At 63.1% G+C, this 20,159-nt stretch carries 12 protein-coding genes; 1 reads left to right on the forward strand and 11 read right to left on the reverse strand.

Annotated elements, in window-relative coordinates; all coding sequences use genetic code 11:
- Positions 1–169 precede the first annotated feature (169 nt).
- From ACODSJ_RS18055 to ACODSJ_RS18100, 10 genes are all read right to left on the reverse strand, one after another.
- On the reverse strand, positions 170–694 hold the full coding sequence (locus tag ACODSJ_RS18055) for a nitrous oxide reductase accessory protein NosL (RefSeq protein WP_489103025.1): 525 nt from the start codon (positions 692–694) through the stop codon (positions 170–172).
- 33 nt (positions 695–727) lie between these two features.
- On the reverse strand, positions 728–1,558 hold the full coding sequence (locus tag ACODSJ_RS18060) for an ABC transporter permease (protein WP_489103026.1): 831 nt from the start codon (positions 1,556–1,558) through the stop codon (positions 728–730).
- On the reverse strand, positions 1,555–2,472 hold the full coding sequence (locus tag ACODSJ_RS18065; RefSeq protein ID WP_489103027.1) for an ABC transporter ATP-binding protein: 918 nt from the start codon (positions 2,470–2,472) through the stop codon (positions 1,555–1,557). Before ACODSJ_RS18065 ends, ACODSJ_RS18060 begins: the two co-directional genes overlap by 4 nt.
- Complete coding sequence (locus tag ACODSJ_RS18070) at positions 2,469–3,788, reverse strand: nitrous oxide reductase family maturation protein NosD (RefSeq protein ID WP_489103028.1); 1,320 nt, start codon at positions 3,786–3,788, stop codon at positions 2,469–2,471. The genes ACODSJ_RS18065 and ACODSJ_RS18070 overlap by 4 nt, the downstream gene beginning before the upstream one ends.
- Positions 3,789–3,814: 26 nt before the next feature.
- Positions 3,815–5,734: a TAT-dependent nitrous-oxide reductase gene (nosZ, locus tag ACODSJ_RS18075; RefSeq protein WP_489103029.1), complete on the reverse strand. Its 1,920-nt coding sequence runs from the start codon at positions 5,732–5,734 to the stop codon at positions 3,815–3,817.
- Between the two features lie 55 nt (positions 5,735–5,789).
- Entirely contained in the window at positions 5,790–7,940 is a 2,151-nt protein-coding gene (gene nosR / locus ACODSJ_RS18080) for a transcriptional regulator NosR (RefSeq protein WP_489103030.1), read from the reverse strand.
- A 350-nt stretch (positions 7,941–8,290) separates the two neighbouring features.
- A complete protein-coding gene (locus ACODSJ_RS18085) occupies positions 8,291–9,769 on the reverse strand; it encodes a hypothetical protein (RefSeq protein ID WP_489103031.1) in 1,479 nt (492 codons plus the stop codon).
- 242 nt (positions 9,770–10,011) lie between these two features.
- Positions 10,012–11,400, reverse strand: coding sequence for an oxygen-independent coproporphyrinogen III oxidase (gene hemN, locus ACODSJ_RS18090; protein WP_489103032.1), 1,389 nt, complete (start codon positions 11,398–11,400; stop codon positions 10,012–10,014).
- Positions 11,397–12,770, reverse strand: a complete 1,374-nt coding sequence (locus ACODSJ_RS18095; protein WP_489103033.1) for an oxygen-independent coproporphyrinogen III oxidase — start codon at positions 12,768–12,770, stop codon at positions 11,397–11,399. The genes hemN and ACODSJ_RS18095 overlap by 4 nt, the downstream gene beginning before the upstream one ends.
- Before the next feature lie 95 nt (positions 12,771–12,865).
- Complete coding sequence (locus tag ACODSJ_RS18100) at positions 12,866–13,309, reverse strand: CopD family copper resistance protein (RefSeq protein ID WP_489103034.1); 444 nt, start codon at positions 13,307–13,309, stop codon at positions 12,866–12,868.
- Positions 13,310–13,739: 430 nt separating this feature from the next.
- Between ACODSJ_RS18100 and ACODSJ_RS18105 the strand changes: the two genes are divergently transcribed.
- Positions 13,740–19,352, forward strand: coding sequence for a putative Ig domain-containing protein (locus ACODSJ_RS18105; protein WP_489103035.1), 5,613 nt, complete (start codon positions 13,740–13,742; stop codon positions 19,350–19,352).
- Positions 19,353–19,582: 230 nt separating this feature from the next.
- Here ACODSJ_RS18105 and ACODSJ_RS18110 read toward each other — a convergent pair whose 3' ends face one another.
- Entirely contained in the window at positions 19,583–20,023 is a 441-nt protein-coding gene (locus ACODSJ_RS18110; protein ID WP_489103036.1) for a carboxymuconolactone decarboxylase family protein, read from the reverse strand.
- Between the last annotated feature and the right edge of the window lie 136 nt (positions 20,024–20,159).

Consider the following 20,159-nt stretch of genomic DNA (forward strand, 5'->3'; position numbering starts at 1 on the left):
GATGCATTGCAGGGGCCTGCTGCGCAGGCCAGCGGGAGCAAGCTCCCTCGCCACAGGGGGCTGTTTAGGCTTGGGTATTGGGTTGTTTGGGCCGCCGCCATCGCGAGCAAGCTTTGCTCCCACAGGTCAGTGAAGCTCCCACAGGTCAGTGAGTGATGTTCCTGGCGCCTCAGTGACTCATCGAGCTCATGCTCGCCTGACCCAGCAGCTTCTGGTCGATGTCTTCCAGGCGCAGCACCCGGCCGCCGGTGTCGGTGGCCAGTTTCTGCGCGGCCTGGGCGTCGGAGAATGAGGCCAGGACGACGCCCATGGCGCCCTTGAGGCCGGTACCGATGACGAAGTACGCGGTGCGGGCGTCGATCAGGTGCGCATCGTCCGGTTTTTCCCACTGGCCGCGCCCCATGTCATGGACATACAGCTTGACGTCATCGCGATGGTTCTCCGGCTGCAGCCACCACCCGATCATTTCCGCCGGCGAGCAGAATTTCTTCACGCCGCCAGCGGCAACCGCTGCGCCCTTGGGTCCCGGAAAGTCGGTGATCACCATGCCGCACACATGGCATTCGTCACTGGGGTGAAACGCCAGCGTCGCCTCGCTGGGTGGCGTTGACCCGGCCTTGTCGCAGGCCGCCAGCGCCAGGCAGATCAACACACCGGCCAGCGCCCGGCCAGCCTTGGAATAAACCCTGTTCATCGTTGCATGCTCCCTTCATCAAGATCAGAAACTTCATGGGCACCGGCGATTGAACAACCGGTAGGCCAGCCACAACGGCACGACCATCCAGGCCACCAGGCACAGCCACAGCCAGGGCCCCGCTACCGGCAAGTCACTGCCCAGCGTCAGCACTGCGGCGCCGCTTGCGGCAGAATCGAACCCGGATAGGTTGATCAATCGATACACGTCGGTGGGGTTGAACAACAGCAGCCACGGCAACAGATCCGGGCTGAACCGCCCTTCACTGAGCACCAGCAGCGCCAGCAGCGCCAGGTCGAACACCAGCACGAAGAAGAACCACACCCCCAGCGCCAGGCCGGCCGCCGTGGACTTTTCCGCCGACAGGCAGCTCAGCACATAGGCCAGCCCGAGGAACACCCAGCCCAGCAGCGTGCTGGAGACCATGAAGCGACCGAAGGCCCAGAGCAGCAGGCTCAATTGCACATCGTCCACCAGGATGGCGATGGCCAGCATCGCGCAGCCGAAGCCGATCAACGTCGCCAGGCTCAGGATCAGGCCGTGGCCGACGAACTTGCCCAGCAGCAATTGGCCGCGTCCCAACGGATAAGTCAGCAGGAGCAGCAAGGTGCCGCTTTCGTCTTCACCGACAATCGCGTCATAGGCCAGCAACAAGGCGATCAAGGGCATCAGGAAAGTCGCCAGGCTGGACAGGCTCGCCACGGTGGCTGGCACCGAGGTGAAACCCAGCTGACCGGACGCCGCGGCGCCCAGCCAGGCAATGCCAATGGCCAATACCGCAAACAACAGGCTGATCGCCAACAACCAGCGGTTGCGCAGGCCGTCGCTCAGTTCCTTGCGGGCCATGTTCCATATCGGGTTCATGAACGGGTCTCCTCGGCGGCCGCGCGGACCATGTAATGGCGGTACAGGTCCTCCAGGGACGGCGGTTTGATCTCGACGTCCGAGGGGTCGTCCTGGGCCAGCAACTGGCGCAACAGCACGAGCTTGCTGCCGTCCGGCGCAGACACCTGCAAACCTTCATTGCCCCAGCCCTGGGTCGCATGCCCTTCGCTGCGCCAGTGCTGTTGCAGGTGCCCGGCGCGACTCAGGCCCGAAGCGCGGATCAGCGTCGGCAGCCCGGCGTCCTTGCGCAGCCGGTCCAGGCTGCCCAGGGCCAACAGGCGCCCACGGGTCAGGATCGCGGCGCGGTTGATGTGCGCCTCAACGCCCGGCAACACATGGGAGCACAGGATGATGCTGGTGCCCTGCCAACGCAGGCGATCGAGCAACTGGTAGAGGTCCTGGGTGGCGATGGGGTCCAGGCCCACGGTCGGTTCGTCCAGCAGCAACAGCCGTGGCTGGCCGAGCAAGGCCTGGGCCAGCCCCAAGCGTTGGCGCATGCCCTTGGAATAGGTGCGCACCCGCCGCTGTGCGGCCTGGGCAAGTCCCACTTCCTCCAGCAAACGCTCGACCTGTTCCGGGGCGGCGCCTTTGAGCCGGGCGAAGTGTTGCAGGGTTTCCCGCCCGCTCAACTGCGGATAGAACATGACGTTTTCCGGCAAGTAGCCCAGCATTCGTCGCACGCTGGGGTCACTGGGCTGGCGGCCAAACACGCGCACCTCGCCTTCGCTGGCGCGCAGCAGGCCGAGTATCAGCTTCATGGTGGTGGTCTTGCCCGCACCGTTGTGCCCGAACAGGCCGAGCACTTCGCCCTGGGCCAGGTTCAGGTTCAGCTCGCGCAGCACGGCGACATCGCCGTAGCGCTGGCTGACACCTTCGATCTCGACGACGTTCACGACGCGTCCTCCTGAGCACTGTTGCGTAAGGGGGCAAGGACCGGCGCCTCCATCAAGGGATGGCTGTCCATGACCCCGGGGGATTTCATCACCGGGAAGGCACGCTGCACCCAACGCAGCATTTCGATGCCCGGGCTGTTCATCAGCAGGCGGACTTGGGGGTACAGCCACAGCAGGCGGTCGACGTTGTCATTGGGCTCATAGGCCACGTCGCCCAGGCCGTCGCCGTTACGGTCCCAGCCCAGGTAGTCGCTCCAGTAATTGCCGCGACCGTCCGCCGACCATTCCTGCAAGCGCGTGGCGACGTATTTGACCTGGCGCTGGTTATGCACGAAGGCGTTGGCGGCAATGCGGTTGTCTTCCGAGCCGGCCGTCAGGTGGATGCCCACGGCGCTGCGCTCGAAATGATTGCCTTCGATGCGGTTGAACAATGAGTTGTAGATGAACAGGGCCTTGCCCTCGGCGCCGGCGATCATGGTGTCGCCGGTGGTCCCGTCGCGCACATCGGTGACGAAGTTGTCGCGCAGGGTGGAATAGGTGATGTAGTTCATCAGGATCCCGTAGTTCTGATCCTGTTCGGAGCGATTGCCGATCACCGTCAACTGGCGGCTCTGCATCAAGGCATAGCCCGTGCGGGTACGTCGGGTGATGTTGCCCAGCAGGCGGTTATCGTTGGCGAACATGTAGTGCACGCCGTAGCGAAGATCTTCCAGGGTATTGCCTTGCAGCAGGTTGCCGCTGGAAGTGTCGATGTAGATGCCGTCGCGGGTTTCGTGCACCTGGTTGCCGATGACACGCGCGCCATGCACCGCATACAGATGGATACCGTTGCCACGGTCCTGGGAGCGCAGGCCGGGATCGCCCTGGATGTGGTTGTCGATCAGGCTCACGTCCCGCGTGCCATCGACCCAGATGCCGAAGCCCTGGCCCTGCATCCGGTTCGAACGAATCTGCGCGCGCTGCGCGATGGGCTGGATGAACACCGCAGCGTTCATGGCCGTCAGGTCGTGCCCCCAGTCCAGGAAGGTGCAGCCCTGGACCTGGACGTCCGGCGCCCGGATGATCAGCCCGTTGCCCTCGCCCTGCGCCTGGAATACCGCCCCAGGCTCGCAGGTGAGGGTCATCGGTTGATCGATGCTGAACGAGCCCTGGTATTGCCCGGCGGGCAGGCGCCATTGCTGTTCGCCTGCGGCCTGCAAAGGCAGGTCGGTGATCGGTTGCGGTGCGGCCAGCGTGCTGCTCGACAATCCGAGCAGCATCAGCGCAATGGCCGGTTTACGGGCGCGACCCGCAGATCGTTGCGTGTTCCCGGCCATTGGACCTTTCTCCTCGATCCGCCGACTCAGGCCCGCTCGACCAGCATGCGTCCGACCATTTCCATGTGCAGCGCGTGGCAGAACCAGCTGCAGTAATACCAATGCAGGCCTGGCTTGTCGGCCATGAACGTAATGGACGAGGTCTGTTGCGGACTGATCTCCATGCTGGCGCCATGGTTGGTCATGACAAAGCCGTGGGTAACGTCCTCGATCTGGTCGATGTTGGTGATCGTCACCGTCACTTCGTTGCCCTGCTTGACGGTGAACTCCGTCAGGCCATAGGCCGGCGCCATGGACGTCATGTAGACGCGCACCTTGTTGCCGTCGCGAATGACCTTGTTGTCGGTCTCCAGGTTGATACCGTCCTTCTTGGCCAGGGCCACGGTTTCGGCGAAGAACGGGTCGTTGCGGTTCCAGATTTTCTGGGTCTTGATCTGGTCGCGCCGCGCCAGGATGCAGTCATGGGGCTCGGCGAACGTCGGGCCATCGTGCACCAGCTTCATTTCGTCGCCGGAGATGTCGATCAGCTGGTCGTTTTCCGGGTGCAGCGGGCCGGTCGGCAGGAAGCGGTCCTTGGAGAACTTGCACAGCACCACCAGCCACTTGCCGTCCGCCTCGCTGGTTTCGGTCAGCGAAGCGTGGTTGTGACCGGGTTGGTACTGCACATCGAGTTTCTGCTTGATGTAGTTGACCTTCTCGCCCTTGTAGGCACGGATGGCCTCGTCCATGTTCCACTTCACCACCTGGCTGTCGATGAACAGCGTGGTGTAGGCGTTGCCGCGTCCGTCGAACGTGGTGTGCAGCGGGCCCAGGCCCAGCTCCGGCTCGGCGACGATCACGTCCCGTGGGTCTTTGTAGCGGTCGTTGAACAGGTCGTCCAGGCGGTCGATGGCGATCATCGAGACGGTGGGCGACAGCTTGCCATTGGCGATGAAGTATTTGCCGTCGGACGAGGTGTTGCAGCCGTGGGGGTTCTTCGGCACCGGAATGTAGCGGGTGAACTCGGAGTCCTTGCCGTCGGTTTTACGACCGTCGACCACCGGCACCTTGGAGCCGTCCAGGGTGATGAACTTGCCCGCCTTGACCGCCGCCTCGATGCGCGGAATGTTGAACACCACCACCCAGTCGCGCTCGTTGCGCATCATGCCGCCCAGGTCATAGGCCTTCTCGGAGTTGTAGCAGGTGCTGGCGGCGTACTTACCGGTGTAGTCGGCGTCGGAGTTGTCCAGGTTGCCGTCGACGATGACCTGGAAGGCCATTTCCATTTTCTCGGCGTCGATGACGTTGAACATGGTGAAGCTGTTCTTGTCCTGCAGGTCGAACGTGCGCCCGTCATTGGGATGCGGGATCACGAACTCGCCGTTGGCGAACACGTATTTGGTGTACGGCACCTTTTGCAGGCGCAGGCCATGGATCGCCTGCACGTTGGGCACCGTGAGGATCTTGTCGCACTTCATGATGTCCAGGCGAATGCGCGCGACCCGGGAGTTGGCCTTGTCGTTGATGAACAGGTATTTACCGTCGTACTTGCCGTCGGTCATGGAGATGTGCGGGTGGTGGCAGTCGCCGTTCTGGTACTTGGCGCTCTCCCCCAGGATGCGCTTGCTCTCGTTGGTCAGGCCCCAGCCGGTGGCCGAGTCGACGTTGAACACCGGGATGCGCATCAGCTCGCGCATCGACGGCACACCCAGTACCCGCACTTCGCCCTGGTGGCCACCGCTCCAGAAACCGTAGTACTCGTCCAGTTCGCCAGGCGCGACGTGGATCTTGGACTTGGCCTCCTTGGCCGCTGCGGCCCAGGTTTCACGGGTGAACGTGCCGGCACCCAGCGCCGTCGCGCCGGCCAGGACGGCGCCCGTTACCGCACCGGTGCCCAGGAAACTGCGGCGGCTGACACCCCTGGGTTCTTCCACCGCGCCAGGGGTTTGGTTTTTTTTGTCGCTCATGCTGTGTGCTCCATGAAGAATGAAACGGTCAAGGGACAGGCCATTTGGGTGTGCCTCAAGGCGCCGGGGTCACCTGCACCACGGGAATCAGTTGCGGATCGCTCGCGGTCGCCTTGCCGCGCTTCTTGCGCTTGTTGATCAGCGGCGGGCATTTGTTTTCGTTGTGCCAGGTCATCTGGCAGTCGAGGCAGTAATGGCATTCGTTGGCATTGATCCGGCCATCGGGATGGATCGCCTGGATCTCGCATTCCTTGGCGCACAACTGGCAAGGGTTGCCGCATTCCTTGCGCCGCTTGAGCCAGTCGAACAGCCGCATCCGGGTCGGCATCGCCAGGGCGGCGCCCAGTGGGCAGATGTAGCGGCAATAGACTTTGCGGGTGAACAGGTTGATCACCAACAAACCCGCCGCGTACGCGACGAACCACCACTGGCGGTCGAACTTGAGGGTGATGGCGGTCTTGAAGGGTTCAATTTCGGCCAGGCGTTCGGCGGTGGCCATCGATTCCAGGGACACGCCGAACAGCACCAGCAGGATGATGTACTTGATGGCCCACAGCCGCTCATGCACGGCGAACGGCAGCTCGTACTGAGGCACCTTGAACTTGCGCGCCAGCTCGTTGATCAGCTCCTGCAACGCGCCGAACGGACACAGCCAGCCGCAGAATACCCCGCGGCCCCACAGCAGGATGCTGGCGGCGGTGAAGACCCAGAGGATGAAGATCAGCGGATCGGTGAGGAACAGCTCCCAGCGGAAACCTTCGAACAACGCATGGACGAAGGTCAGCACATTGACCACCGACAGCTGCGCCAACGCGTAGCCACCCAGGAACACCACGGTGAACACCAGATAACCCCGGCGTACCCAATGCAGCAGTTTCGGCCGTCGGGCCAGCGCGTCCTGGAGGAACAGGATGGTCGTCAGCACCAGCAGGGCCGCACCCAGCACGCTGATCTCGACGCTCTTCTGGTACCACAGCGTCAGCCACATCGGCCGGCTGGCTTCTTCGGCCGCCGCCAGTTGTTCGGGGGTGGGCAGTGGTCGTTCCAGGTAGGGCTCGGGCAGTTGATAAGCCAGCTCGAAGTTGCTGAAGATCCCGCTGACCGGGCCGGTCTGGCGGCGCACCAGCAGTTCCAGGCTCCAGGGCGAACCCGGGTCGAAACGGTGCGAGGCGCGAATGATGAAAATGGCCATTTCATCGAAGTCCGGCATGTCGTCGGCGGCCACGTCGTCCAGGCGTTGGAAGTCCATGTCACGGAAGCTGATGGTGTCGCCGAACTGGCGCAGCACCACCCGATCGAAAATGCCGCCGCGCACGTAACCCGAGCCTTTGAAGGAGTAGCGTCCGCTGCCCATCACGGCGATGGCCTGTTCGCCCGGCTTGAGCGTTTTCATCAGCTCGCGGTATTGCGTCTCGCCCAGCAGGTTACGGCCGATGGTCGGCGGGTTGAGGTGCGTGACGTACAAGTCGATGAAGGTGTCGTCGGCCTGTTCGGCGCTGGCGACTTCAACTTGTTCGGCGTCGGTCCCCTTGAAGGAAGCGTCCACCTGACCCCGTGTCAGATGCAGGCGACGCACCGCACCGTTACCGGTCAGGGTGTTCCAGTCCGCCGGGGTGTAAAGATCCTCACGCACACGCGCCGGGGCCACGGCCAACCCTGCATCGCCCTTGACCAGGCCCAGGGACACCGCGACATCGTGGGCGGCGCGCATGATGACTTCGTTGACCACCATCGCCGTGACGGTGGCGCCGGCAATCGCATCCACGGTCACCGCGTTCGGGTCGCTGGAGTGCCCCACCACCACCCGTTGATTGACCTTGATGCCGCTGTAGCGCGCACTGAATGCGTGGAGTTTTTCCTCGGCGATACCGATCAGCAGGATCGGTTCGTGGTGCTCCAGCACATAGGCGTCGAGGATCACACCGGCGGGATCGAGGATCACCTGGACATTGATCGGCTTGCCTGAATAAGCAGGAATGTCCACCGCGTCCAGGCTCTGGAACACGTAGCCGATGACCTTGCCGGCGGCGGACAACGTGCGCACCTTGAACCGCCCTTCAGGCGCGGAGATCGAATCGGTCTGGTTAAGGACATGATGGATGCGCTGTTGCTCGATGTCGCCATAGTCCTTGGCGTGGGCCAGGCCCGCGACCAGCATCAGGAAAACGAACAACCCACGGAGCCAGAAACGCAAAGGGTGAAGCATCAGTGAGGAAGGGATCATGGACGCCAAGGCTTAAAGACAGGATCTTGGCGGTCATGGTAGGACTCCCCCCCTCCCCCGGCCCTTGATTGAAATCAACTCGCAAAGACTTATGTGGAACAAGGTTATGTGGGAGCAAGGCTTGCCCGCGACAGCGATCTTACTTTCACCCCAACACCCAAACCTTGAACAGTCCTGTGGCGAGGGAGCTTGCTCCCGCTGGGCTGCGAAGCAGCCCCAAAGAAGCCGGCCGCGATCGACCTGAAGCACCGCGACAGCAGGTTTGGGGGCTGCTGTGCAGCCCAGCGGGGGCAAGCTCCCTCGCCACAGGTTTTGAGTTGTTTGGGCTGGTGTCAGCGCAAACCATAGGAATAAATGCCGCCGTCATTATTGTCGTACCAATTGCCCTTGGCCCAGATCACCCGATCCTGCGCCGGCAAGAAACCGACAATGCCCAGGTAACCCTCGATGGCGAGGCGTTGCCAGGAGCGGCCCCAATCCTTGGAATAGAACACCCCATCGGCGGAAATGCTCGCGTCCGACCACCCGTAGAGCCAACGCGGAGGACGGTGTTCGCTGGAAGTATTGATCAGCAGGGTGTCCTGCCCCACCCAGAAATGGCCCTCGCGCAACTGGCTGTCCGAGGCCAATGGCGAGAACACACTGGGCAGCTCACTCAACGCATGCCAGGTCAATGCGGTCGTGTCCAGTTCGGCCACAACCTCCCGACCGCGGTCGCCCTGGTCGATCAGGCCGATCGCCCGCCCCGCAGCGTTCTGCACCAGCTTGCCGATGAACAGGTTGTCCTCGCGCAGGACATCCACCACCTGCCACTGCCCGGCCTTGGCCTGCAACCGGGCTCGCGTCGTGACGTTGAACGCGACGTTGTCGCCGACACCGTCCGGATTGCTGCCCCAGAAGCGTTGGGAGACCCAGATATAGGCCCGCTGTGCATCCAACTGCAGGACATGGCTGCGGATCTCCCCGTGCTCGCCGTCCGTTGTGTGCCAATCGGTGATCTCGGGGCGCTTGTCGCGCAGGTATTCAGTGGACACCAACAACGATTCGGGCGCCGTTATCGGGGTGCTGCTCGCGCCGCGATCGGCCGAGTAGGACACGCCCGTGGACACGACACCTGGCGTCGCTTCACCGCTGCCGTCGTCCGCAGCGCCCGGCCGGCCCAAGGCCCACACCTCGTTCGCGCCATGGAAATAGAGGTTCAGGTTCCAAGCCAATTGATCGGCCTCGGCAAACCAACCTTTGCTCAACCAGGTCCAGCGCCGGCCCTGATCGTCACTGCGCAGCACCACGGTCTGGCGCAGCTCATCGGTGCTCGCCGTTTCAGGCCGGTCAAGGCCCGTGAGCAGGAACACGCTGGCCCCGTCGGCAGTGGCGACCAGGCAGGCAGCGCCGCTGACATGCGCCACCAGCTGGAATTGTCCCTGGGCGTCCAGGCGGGAAATGAACGAGGTTTCGTTGTCGTTGCGCGAGAGCAAACGGGCAAAGGCACCCGGTTCTTCCGACGCCTTGTTCTCCTCCGGCTTGCCATAGACCACCGCATCCAAGTCCACGACGTCGGCCGACGGCTCCAACTCCCGGGCCTCGCTCTCCAGGCGCGCCACCAGCCAGGTGCCCTGCGCAGTCACGGTCACGCCCGTGCAGTACTGGGTCATCGCGCGCAAGCGGGTGTCCTTCACGGTGCCCAGTAACTGCTGATCAGGACTGCTCCCGCCCCATTGCAGCTTGGCACTGGCAATCATCCACACGTACCACAGCGCCGCACCGGCCAGCAGTGCGACAAACAGTGTAGTGAGCAGTTTTGAACGAGGCATGGGGAGGTCCGTATCCGTGAGAAAACTGCATAGCTTTTCTCATCTCTTCTGCACGGAGTAAATTTTTATTGCACGAGAGCGGACGAACCTGGCTGCCTGACGATCAACGTTGTGACCCAGGTTACATTCTCTGGAGGAGTGGCATGGACCATCGATATGGACTTGGGGTTCGACACCGCTCTAGCTAACTAAACAAATCATCTGTGGCGAGGGGATTTACCCCCTCGCCACAGATGTGCGGGTCAAACTGTACGCGAATACTGAACCTGCTGGTCCGCGCCCAGGTACGCATCGAACGCCATCGCCACGTTGCGCATCATCAATTGCCCCTGGGGCAACAGCACCAGCTCTGCGTCGCGAATCTCCAACAGGCCGTCGCCCACCAGTTCCTGGAGTCGCGCCAGCGCATCGGCAAAGTACTCGGTGAACCGAATGCCGTGTTCGGCTTCGATCCGAGCGAAATCGATGCGCCCATGGCACATCAATTCGCTGATGACTTCGCGCCGCAAGCGATCATCGTCACTCAGTCGATAGCCCCGCTGCACGGGCAACATGCCTTGGTTCAGGCGAGCGTAATACTGGGAAAGCTCCTTGACGTTCTGGTTGTAGCTGTCGCCGACCTTGCCGATCGACGACACGCCCAGGCCAATCAAGTCACAGTCGGCATGGGTGGAATAGCCCTGGAAATTGCGCTGCAAGGTGCCCTGGGCGCGAGCGCGCACCAGTTCGTCGTCCGGCAAGGCAAAATGGTCCATGCCGATGTAGACGTAGCCGGCCTCGGTGAGGCGGTTGATGGTCAGTTCGAGCAATTCCATCTTGCGTTCCGGTGGCGGCATGTCTTCGGGGCGGATCATTCGTTGCGCCCGCACCCGTTGCGGCAGGTGCGCGTAACTGTAGGCCGCGATCCGGTCCGGCCGCAGGGCAATGATCTTGCTCAGGGTGACATCGAAACTGGCAATGGTTTGCAGCGGCAGGCCATAGATCAGATCCACGCTGACCGACTTGAAGCGAGCCTCGCGGGCCGCCTCCACCAAGGCACCGACCTGGGCTTCGCTTTGCACCCGATTGACGGCAGCTTGCACCTGGGGATCGAAATCCTGGATGCCGAAGCTCAGCCGATTGAACCCCAGCTCACGCAACCCACGGAGCTGTTCGGCGCCGATCGTGCGCGGGTCGACCTCGATGGAGAATTCGTGGGCGTCACTGTCGTCCATGTCGAAGGCTTCATGCAGGCACGCCATCAGCTCGGCCAGTTGCGCCTGGGTCAGGTAGGTCGGAGTTCCGCCGCCCAGGTGCAGCTGGGTCAGTTTGCGCGAGCGGTCGAACAGACTCGCCTGCAGGGCGATTTCTCGCTTGAGATACGTCAGGTACTCCACCGCACGGTGGGTCTTGCGGGTGATGATCTTGTTGCAGGCGCAGTAGTAGCAAAGGCTCTGGCAGAACGGGATATGGATGTACACCGACAGCGGCTTGGGCACCGCGGCCTCATTGCTGCGCTGGGCCGCCTGGCGGTACTCGTCCATGGCGAAGGCCTGGTGAAACTGCGGCGCCGTGGGATAAGAGGTGTAGCGCGGCCCTGGACGGTCGTATTTTTCCACCAAGGCACGATTGAAACCGGATGCAGCTTTCATGAGGCGTTCAACTTTTCAAAGGAGTAAGGGCCCGCATCATCCGGACCGGGGTCGAACAGGTTGCAGATCGCATCCACATTCAGGCGTCCCGCCGGCAGAATGCCGATGAAGCGGTGCGACAATTCGATCAGTCCCTTGTCTTGCAGAGCCTCCAGCAGCGGCCAGATGGAGGCGAAATGCTCATGGAACACCAGGCCGAAACGCGCTTCGATAGCCGGAATGTCCAGTTCCAGGTCGCAGGACAGCTGCTCGGTCACGGCCGCCCTGACCTGATCCTGCTGCTCACAGCGCCAGCCGCGAGACACTGGCAATTGCCCGGCGTCCAGCTGTTGACAATATTGAAGCAGGTCCTCGGTGTTCTGCACGTACAAGTGCTCGATCTGGGTGATGGCCGCCAGGCCGAAGCCCACATGGTCGCAGCAGCCATGACGGGTGAACCCCTGGCAATTACGGTGCAGGCGCCCGTGTTCCTGGGCGACCGCCAGGTCGTCGTCGGCCCGTACAAACTGCCCCAGGCCAATGTAATGATACCCCGCGCCGATCAACTGTTCGCAGCAGATCCTGCGCATGGCGTCCTTGTCGGCCTGGCTGCAAAACGCGCCGGCCACGCCAGCGTTTTTCGAACGATAACGATAAGGCGCCCGCGAGTAATCGAAAACGTGCAACCGATCCGGCTCCAGCTCGATCAACGTCGCCAGTTTCAAGGCGAAACTCTGGGGCGTCTGCCAGGCATGGCCATAGCCCAGGTCGATGTTGATGGAGCGGAAACCGAAAGTGCGCGCCGCGTCGATCAGCGAATGAATCGGCGCCGGGTTCTGGTAGCAGTCTACGGACAGGTCGCTGTCCACGCCAATGTCGGGAACACCGATGCTGACATGGGTAAAGCCCTGGTCGCGGATCAGCCCCATGGTGGACCAGTCCGTGTGGTGCAAGTCCACCTCGATGCTGTGGTCACCGCTGTCGTATTCACAAAAATCGAAGCGTTTGCGCAGATCACCCATCAGCCGTTGCAAATGCGCGATCACCGGCGTGCCACCGGTCAGGCAAAACTGCTCGACCCGCCGCCCGGTGCCGAGGTGGCAACCGACCAGCCCCATTTCATAGGTCAGGCGTTGCAGGTAGCCCTCGATCTCGCCGCACTGGCAGACGCTGGCAAGGGGTGAACAGGAGGCCAGTCGCAACCGCGACGGCAGGTGCACTGCCAGTGACAGCGGCCGGCGTTTCTGACGGCTGTTGCGCAAGCCCCGCAGCAGGTCGAGCGAACCGACGCCGCCGTGGAACTTGCCCGTGCCGACCGGACAGTCCAGGTCCGTCACCACGGGAGCTCGTCCGCAGGGACGCTCACCGAGGGTATGAAACAGGTCGAACATGACGATCTCCGAGTAGCTGCACGCGGACATTGTCCAATGTAACCGGAACAGCCACCTTGACCTGTATCAAGCGCCTTGAAGCCCGCGGCCTGCGCCTACCAGGCGACGTAGAACATGGCCTTGGCCAGCAACACGATCGCCACCATGTGCAGGAACACACTGGTGTGGATGATATGGACGTAACGGGCGTTCATGCGCCCACTGCGAAACAGCCACATGGCCCAGAGGAAATGCCCCAGGACACTGCATGCCAGCAGGATCTTCAACCCCAGCAGCAAGCCGAACGAGGACTGCCACGGCGCCACCAACAGCGGCCAGTACCGCAGCCAGACCATCCCGGCCCCGGCACCGAACAGTGCCAGCAAGACCCAAGGCATCAACTGCCGGGCACGCCGGCTGATGCCCTGCTCCAGCAGCACCATGACCTTGGCGGGCAGTTGTTTGCGGATGCTTTCGAGAAACAGGACCTCGAAGAAAACCGTGCCGATGAACACCAGCGCGGCGAACAGGTGCAGGGTCAGAAACAGCGGATAGATCATGGGGTGCCTCGACCACCTGAACGTTTATTGGAGGCTACCGCGCGGGCCTCGGGTTGGGGTTGATGCCAATCAAGTAAAGCCCATGTCCGCTCCACCTGCCCCCCACCCCGTGGCGAGGGAGCTTGCTCCCGCTCGGCTGCGCAGCAGTCGCAAGAGCGGGCAATGTGATTTACCTGAAATATGCAGGGGCCTGCTGTACAGGCCAGCGGGAGCAAGCTCCCTCGCCACGGGTTTTGCGGGTTGGCGGAAAGCGTCAATGAACCGTTACTTTTTTGAAACACCTCACAACCGTTGATCCGTAAGTCCGATTTTTTGACACCGGTGCCGATATGCGGTCAAAACTTTTGCGCTCCGTTGGGTCATAACACCGTGGCCGCCGATGGAATATTGGCAAGCACCGAGGTTTCCAGCCTGATACGGAGATAAGCTCATGATTTTCAACGTACAAGATTTTGGCGCCAAAGGGGACGGCATCACTGACGACACGGCAGCGATCCAAAGTGCGATTGATGCAGCGGCGGCCGCAGGTGGGGGCCAGGTGTACATGCCCGGGGGGACGTACATCGTTTCTGGTGGCGCGGAGCCATCCGACGGCTGCCTGATGCTCAAGAGCAATGTGCACCTGTACGGCGACGGCATGGGCGCCACCACGGTCAAGGTGGCTGATGGGTCCGATACCAAGATCACCGGCGTCATCCGCTCGGCATACGGCGAGGAAACCCATGATTTCGGCATCAGCAACCTGACCATCGACGGCAACCGCGACCACACCACCGGCAAGATCGATGGCTGGTTCAATGGCTACATTCCAGGCCAGGAAGGCTACGACTCCAACGTCACTATCGACAGCGTCGAGATCAAGGACTGCTCCGGGTACGGCTTCGACCCCCACGAGCAGACCGTCAACATGGTCATCAAGAACAGCGTCTCCCACGGCAACGGCCTGGACGGTTTCGTCGCCGACTTCCTCAGCGACAGCACCTTTGAAAACAACGTCGCCTACGACAACGATCGCCACGGCTTCAACATCGTCACCAGCACTCACGACTTCACCATGACCAATAACGTTGCCTACGACAACGGCGGCAACGGCATCGTCGTGCAGCGTGGCAGCGAGAACATCCCATCGCCCACCCAGATCACCATCACCGGCGGCGAGGTGTACGGCAACGGCGCCGAAGGGGTGCTGGTCAAGCTCTCCAGCGAGGTCACCGTCAGCGGCATCGACATTCACGACAACGCCAGCGCCGGGATTCGCATCTACGGCAGCAACCACGTCGAGATCATCGACAACACCCTCAACAACAACGCCCTGGGCGGCGCCGTACCGGAAATCATCATCCAGTCCTACGACGACACCCTGGGCGTGTCCGGCAAGTACTTCAACGGCAGCGACAACACCATCCAGGGCAACATCATCAGCGGCAGCGACCTGTCGACCTACGGCGTCGCCGAGCGCAACGAAGACGGCACCGACCGCAACGCCATCCTCGCCAACACCATCAGCCACACCAGCAAGGGCGCCACGCTGGTCTATGGCGATGGCAGCTACGTCAGCGCCACGGTGCCGATGACCACGGTGCAGGGCACGGCGGGCAACGACACCCTGCTGGGCACCAGCGCCAGCGAGATTTTCTACGGCGGCGCGGGCAATGACACCATCAACGGCGCCGCCGGGGCCGATGTCCTGGTGGGCGGCGCCGGCATCGACAAGCTCACCGGCGGCACGGGCGCCGACACGTTCCGCTTCGCCGTCCAGAGCGACAGCTACCGCAACGCAACAGCCAGCTTCGATGACACCATTACCGACTTCGACGTCACCCAGGACAAGATCGACCTCGCCGGCCTCGGCTTCACCGGCCTGGGCAATGGCCGTGGCGGCACCTTGCAGGTCAGCTACAGCGCCAGCAGCGACCGCACCTACATCAAGGACTACGATGCCGATGCCAGCGGCAACCGCTTCGAGCTGATCCTGGCGGGCAACCTGGCCAGCACCCTGACCGCCAACAACTTCATCTTCAACCGCGTGATCACCGGCACCAGCGGCAGTGACTCGTTGCTGGGCAGCGACGCGGCCGACACCCTGCTCGGCCTGGCCGGCAACGACAGCATCGGCGGCGGTGCCGGCGACGACAAGCTCGACGGTGGCGCCGGCATGGACACCCTCACCGGCGGCGCCGGGGCGGACACCTTTGTGTTTTCCAACCGCCTGGACAGCTACCGCAACTACAACACCGGCGGGGCCAACCTGGGCGACCTGATCACCGACTTCGACATCAGCGCCGACAAGATCGATCTGTCCGCCCTGGGCTTCACCGGCCTGGGTGACGGCAAGAACAACACCGTGTACCTGGTGCTCAACAGTGCCGGCACCAAGACCTACATCAAATCCCTGGAGGCCGACGCCGCCGGCAACCGCTTCGAAGTGGCGCTGGACGGCAACTACCTCAATACCTTGACCAGCGCCAACTTCGTCTTCGCCACGTCCTCGCCGACCAACCAGGCACCGGTATTGGCCACGCCCTTGCCGGACCAGAACGCGACCGAAAACACCCCGTTCAGCTACGTGGTGCCGGCCACCAGCTTCACCGATCCGGACAACGACAGCCTGAGCTACACCGCCAAGTTGGCCAATGGCAGCGCCCTGCCCACCTGGCTGACGTTCGACGCCGCCACCCGCACCTTCAGCGGCACGCCGCCCGACACCGCGTCGGGCACCTACGCCATCCAGGTCATCGCGACCGACGGCCACAACGCCAGCGTCAGCGACAGCTTCAACCTCGCCGTGCAGGACGTGCCCGCCCCCATCGTGATCAACGGCACGCCGAACAACGACACCTTGACCGGCACCGCAGCCAACGAGCAACTGTTCGGCGGCGCGGGTAACGACACCCTCAACGGTGGCGCCGGCAATGACATCCTGGTCGGCGGCACGGGCGTGGACAAGCTCACCGGTGGCGCCGGAGCGGATGTGTTCCGCTACACCTCCAAGCTCGACAGCTACCGCACCGGCTCCACCAGCGCCAGTGACCAGATCCTCGACTTCGACGTGGCCGCCGACAAGATCGATGTCTCGGCGCTCGGCTACACCGGCCTGGGCAATGGCCTCGACGGCACGCTGCAAGTGACCTACAGCGCGACAAGCAACCGTACCTACCTCAAGGACCTCACCGTCGACGCCAATGGCAATCGCTTCGAAGTGTCCCTGGCGGGCAACCTGGTCAGCAGCCTGACGGCCAGCCATTTTGTCTTCGCTGATCAGAACACCCCCACCAACGTGGCGCCCGTCGTGGCGATCCCGCTCCTGGACCAGAACGCCAGCGAAAGCACGCCGTTCACCTACACCGTGAACCACGCCAGCTTCACCGACGCCAACCAGGATGTGCTGACCTACACCGCGACCCTCGCCAACGGCAGCGCCCTGCCCGCCTGGCTGAGTTTCAACGCCACCAGCCTGACCTTCAGCGGTACGCCCACCAGCACGGCGGCGGGCAACTATGACGTGCTGGTCAAGGCTACGGACCCCTCCGGCGCATCGGTCAGTGACAGTTTCGCGCTGGCGGTGGCCGATGCGCCCGCCAACACCATCACCGGTACCAGCAACGCCGAAACCCTCAATGGCACGACGGGCGCGGACCTGATCCTCGGCCTCGGCGGCAACGACACGATCAAGGCCGGCAGTGGTGCGGACATCGTCGACGGCGGCACCGGACGCGACTCACTGTACGGCGGCGACGGTGCCGACAGTTTCCGCTACAGCAACGTGCTCGACAGCTACCGCGACTACGACACTGGCGGCGTCACGGCCACCGACACGATCTACGATTTCACCGCGGGCGTGGACAAGATCGACGTCTCGGGGCTGGGCTTTACCGGCCTCGGCGATGGCAGCAACGGCACGCTGTACATGACCCTCAATGCCGCTGGCGACAAGACCTACATCAAGTCCGCCAATGCCGACGCCGATGGCAATCGCTTCGAGATCGCCCTCAACGGCAACTACCTCAACACCCTCACCGCCAGCGACTTCGTGTTCGGCGAGCGCGCCCAGCAAGACATCCTGTACCTGCCGACCCTGGGTCAATCCAATGCGCGGCTGCTGCGCATGACCGAGGACGACAACCAGTCCGGCACCTCGATGCTGGTCGACGACCTGGACCGCTACACCACCTATGACGTGCGCAGCCAGTTCACCGACGCCGATGGCAACGGCATCGACATCGCGGTGGGGGGCAGCACGGTCAACGGCCTGTCGACCCTCAGCCCCGAAGAGCTCCAACTGTGCTGGTGGCTGACCGACACTAACCAGCCCGGGGCCGCGTTGCTGCGCGCCGTGACGCTACTGCGCGATCAGCTCACCGAGCTCAAGGCCATCGACAACGTCACCATGGGCATCATCTGGGGCCAGGGCGAGGAAGCCGCCCAGGAAATCGCCCGCGCCACCGACAAGACCGCCGCAGCCGCCGCCTACAAGGCCGCGACCCTGAAGGTGTTCGATTACCTGCATGCCCAGTTCGGCGATTTCAGCGTGTATCTGATGGAGACCGGTCACTACGAGCAAGACGCGGCCCGGGCCCGTGGTTACTCGGAAGAGAAAATCGCGTCGATTGTCGAAGGCGTCGGCTATGTCCGCGCCGCCCAGGAAGCCATGGCCGCCGAGCGCGCCGACGTGAAGCTGGCGGTGGACTACACCGACCTGCCCTTGCGCTACGAGGTCGATCCGCTGGTGTATCCCGACGACGTCTGGCACCTGCACGAGGAATCGGCGGAAATCGTCGGCCAGCGCCTGGCCGACTACATCGCCGGCGACCTGGGCTTTCAAGGCAATCCCAACGACAACAACAGCGTGCAGGACATTTTCGACAACGCGCAGAACCAGGGCGGGCATATCTCCGGTACCGACCAGGCCGACACCCTGGTGGGCAGCTCGGGCAACGACATACTGGACGGCGACCTCGGTGCCGATACCATGACCGGCGGCGACGGCAATGACATCTACGTGGTCGACAATGCGCTCGATAGCGTGGTGGAAACCAATACGTCGACTTCACAGATCGATACCGTGCAGGCCTCGGTCAGTTGGACCCTGGGCGCCAACCTCGAAAACCTGGTGCTCACCGGCGTGTCGGAGATCGACGGCACCGGCAACGAGCGGCGCAACTTCATCACCGGCAACGCGGCCCACAACGTGCTCGACGGTGCCGCCGGCGCCGACAGCCTGAGCGGTGGCGACGGCAACGACAGCTACTTCGTCGACAACGTCGACGACAGCGTGATCGAGACCAACAGCAACCCGCTGACGGGTGGAATCGACAGCGTGCACAGCAGCCTGGCGACCTACACCCTGGGCAACAACGTCGAGAACCTGTACATCGACAGCACGGGCGCCGCCAACGGCACGGGCAATGCCTTGGACAACACACTGTTCGCCGGCACCGGCAACAATGTGCTGGACGGACGAGACGGCAACGACACCGTGTCCTTCGAACGCTCCCTGGCGGCGGTGACCGTCAACCTCTCGACCTCAGCCCAACAGAACACCGTGGGCTCCGGGCTCGACACCTTGAAGTTCATCGAGAACGTCACGGGCAGTGCCTACGCCGACACCCTCTCGGGCAACAGCGCGGCGAACGTGCTGAACGGCGGCGCCGGCAACGACACGTTGGTGGGCGGCTCCGGCGATGATCGCCTGATCGGCGGCGCCGGCACCGACAACCTCACCGGCGGCACGGGCGCGGACACCTACGCGTTCACCGCCCTGTCGGACATGGGCGTCGGGGCCCAGCGCGACGTGATCAACGGCTTCAAGACCACCGAGGGCGATCACCTGGACCTGACGGCACTGGACGCCAACCCGTTGACTGTCGTGGTCGACAGTTTCACGTTCATCGGCAGCAATGCCTTCGACCCCACCAACGCCACCGGCCAACTGCGCTTTGCCGATGGCATCGTCTATGGCAGCACCGACGCCGACGCCACCGCCGAATTCGAGTTCGAACTGGTGGGCGTCAAGGACCTGCACGCCAGCGACTTCAACGCCTGACGCAAGGCCTGGGGGTGAAACAGTATTTCTGTGGGAGCGGACTCGGTGGTGGACACGGATATCGACCCCCTGTGGCGAGGGAGCTTGCTCCCGCTGGGTTGCGCAGCAACCCCAAACCAGTCGAAAACAATCTGCCTGATGTACCGAGGTGCCGGGATGGGGACTGCTGCGCAGTCCAGCGGGAGCAAGCTCCCTCGCCACAGGATCGCTTCGGGAGTTGTGCAAGTCGATCAACCCGCCGGGCTCTGGCGAAAACTCACTGCCAGGCGGTTCCAGCTGTTGATGGTGCTGATGGCCAGGGTCAGGTCCACCAGCTCCTCTTCGCTGAAACTGGTGCAGGCCAGCCCATAGACATCGTCGGGCACCTGGCTTTGGGCCAATAGCGTCACCGCCTCGGTCCAGGCCAGGGCGGCGCGTTCGCGCAGGCTGAAGAACCCGCTGTCACGCCAGACCGCCACGGCATAGAGACGCCGTTCGGTCTCGCCCTGGCGTCGTGCGTCCACCGAGTGCAGGTCGGTGCAGAACGCACAGCCATTGAGTTGCGAGGCGCGAATCTTCACCAGGTGCAGCAGCGCCGGCTCGATGCTCAGGCGGCTGGTCAGCGCTTCCAGGCCAATCATGGCCTTCATCGCGCCGGGGGACGCGTTGTAATAGTCCAGGCGCGGGCTCATGGCAGACTCCGTGGTCACTGGTCCATGCACGGTAGAACCTGGAGCCGGTCGGTAACAGCTCCAATTGTGCGAAAAACCTCGGGACCGCCGTGCAGGCCAATGGGCGGTTTTTTCGCCACGCAACTTCTATGCACTT

It is taken from the genome of Pseudomonas sp. FG6 (assembly GCF_057809015.1).

Coding starts and splice junctions, on each gene's coding strand:
- hemN (WP_489103032.1), bottom strand. CDS start 11,400: ATGAAAGCTGCATCCGGTTTCAATCGTGCCTTGGTGGAAAAATACGAC.
- ACODSJ_RS18085 (WP_489103031.1), bottom strand. CDS start 9,769: ATGCCTCGTTCAAAACTGCTCACTACACTGTTTGTCGCACTGCTGGCC.
- ACODSJ_RS18060 (WP_489103026.1), bottom strand. CDS start 1,558: ATGAACCCGATATGGAACATGGCCCGCAAGGAACTGAGCGACGGCCTG.
- nosZ (WP_489103029.1), bottom strand. CDS start 5,734: ATGAGCGACAAAAAAAACCAAACCCCTGGCGCGGTGGAAGAACCCAGG.
- ACODSJ_RS18070 (WP_489103028.1), bottom strand. CDS start 3,788: ATGGCCGGGAACACGCAACGATCTGCGGGTCGCGCCCGTAAACCGGCC.
- ACODSJ_RS18105 (WP_489103035.1), top strand. CDS start 13,740: ATGATTTTCAACGTACAAGATTTTGGCGCCAAAGGGGACGGCATCACT.
- ACODSJ_RS18055 (WP_489103025.1), bottom strand. CDS start 694: ATGAACAGGGTTTATTCCAAGGCTGGCCGGGCGCTGGCCGGTGTGTTG.
- ACODSJ_RS18110 (WP_489103036.1), bottom strand. CDS start 20,023: ATGAGCCCGCGCCTGGACTATTACAACGCGTCCCCCGGCGCGATGAAG.
- ACODSJ_RS18095 (WP_489103033.1), bottom strand. CDS start 12,770: ATGTTCGACCTGTTTCATACCCTCGGTGAGCGTCCCTGCGGACGAGCT.
- nosR (WP_489103030.1), bottom strand. CDS start 7,940: ATGCTTCACCCTTTGCGTTTCTGGCTCCGTGGGTTGTTCGTTTTCCTG.
- ACODSJ_RS18100 (WP_489103034.1), bottom strand. CDS start 13,309: ATGATCTATCCGCTGTTTCTGACCCTGCACCTGTTCGCCGCGCTGGTG.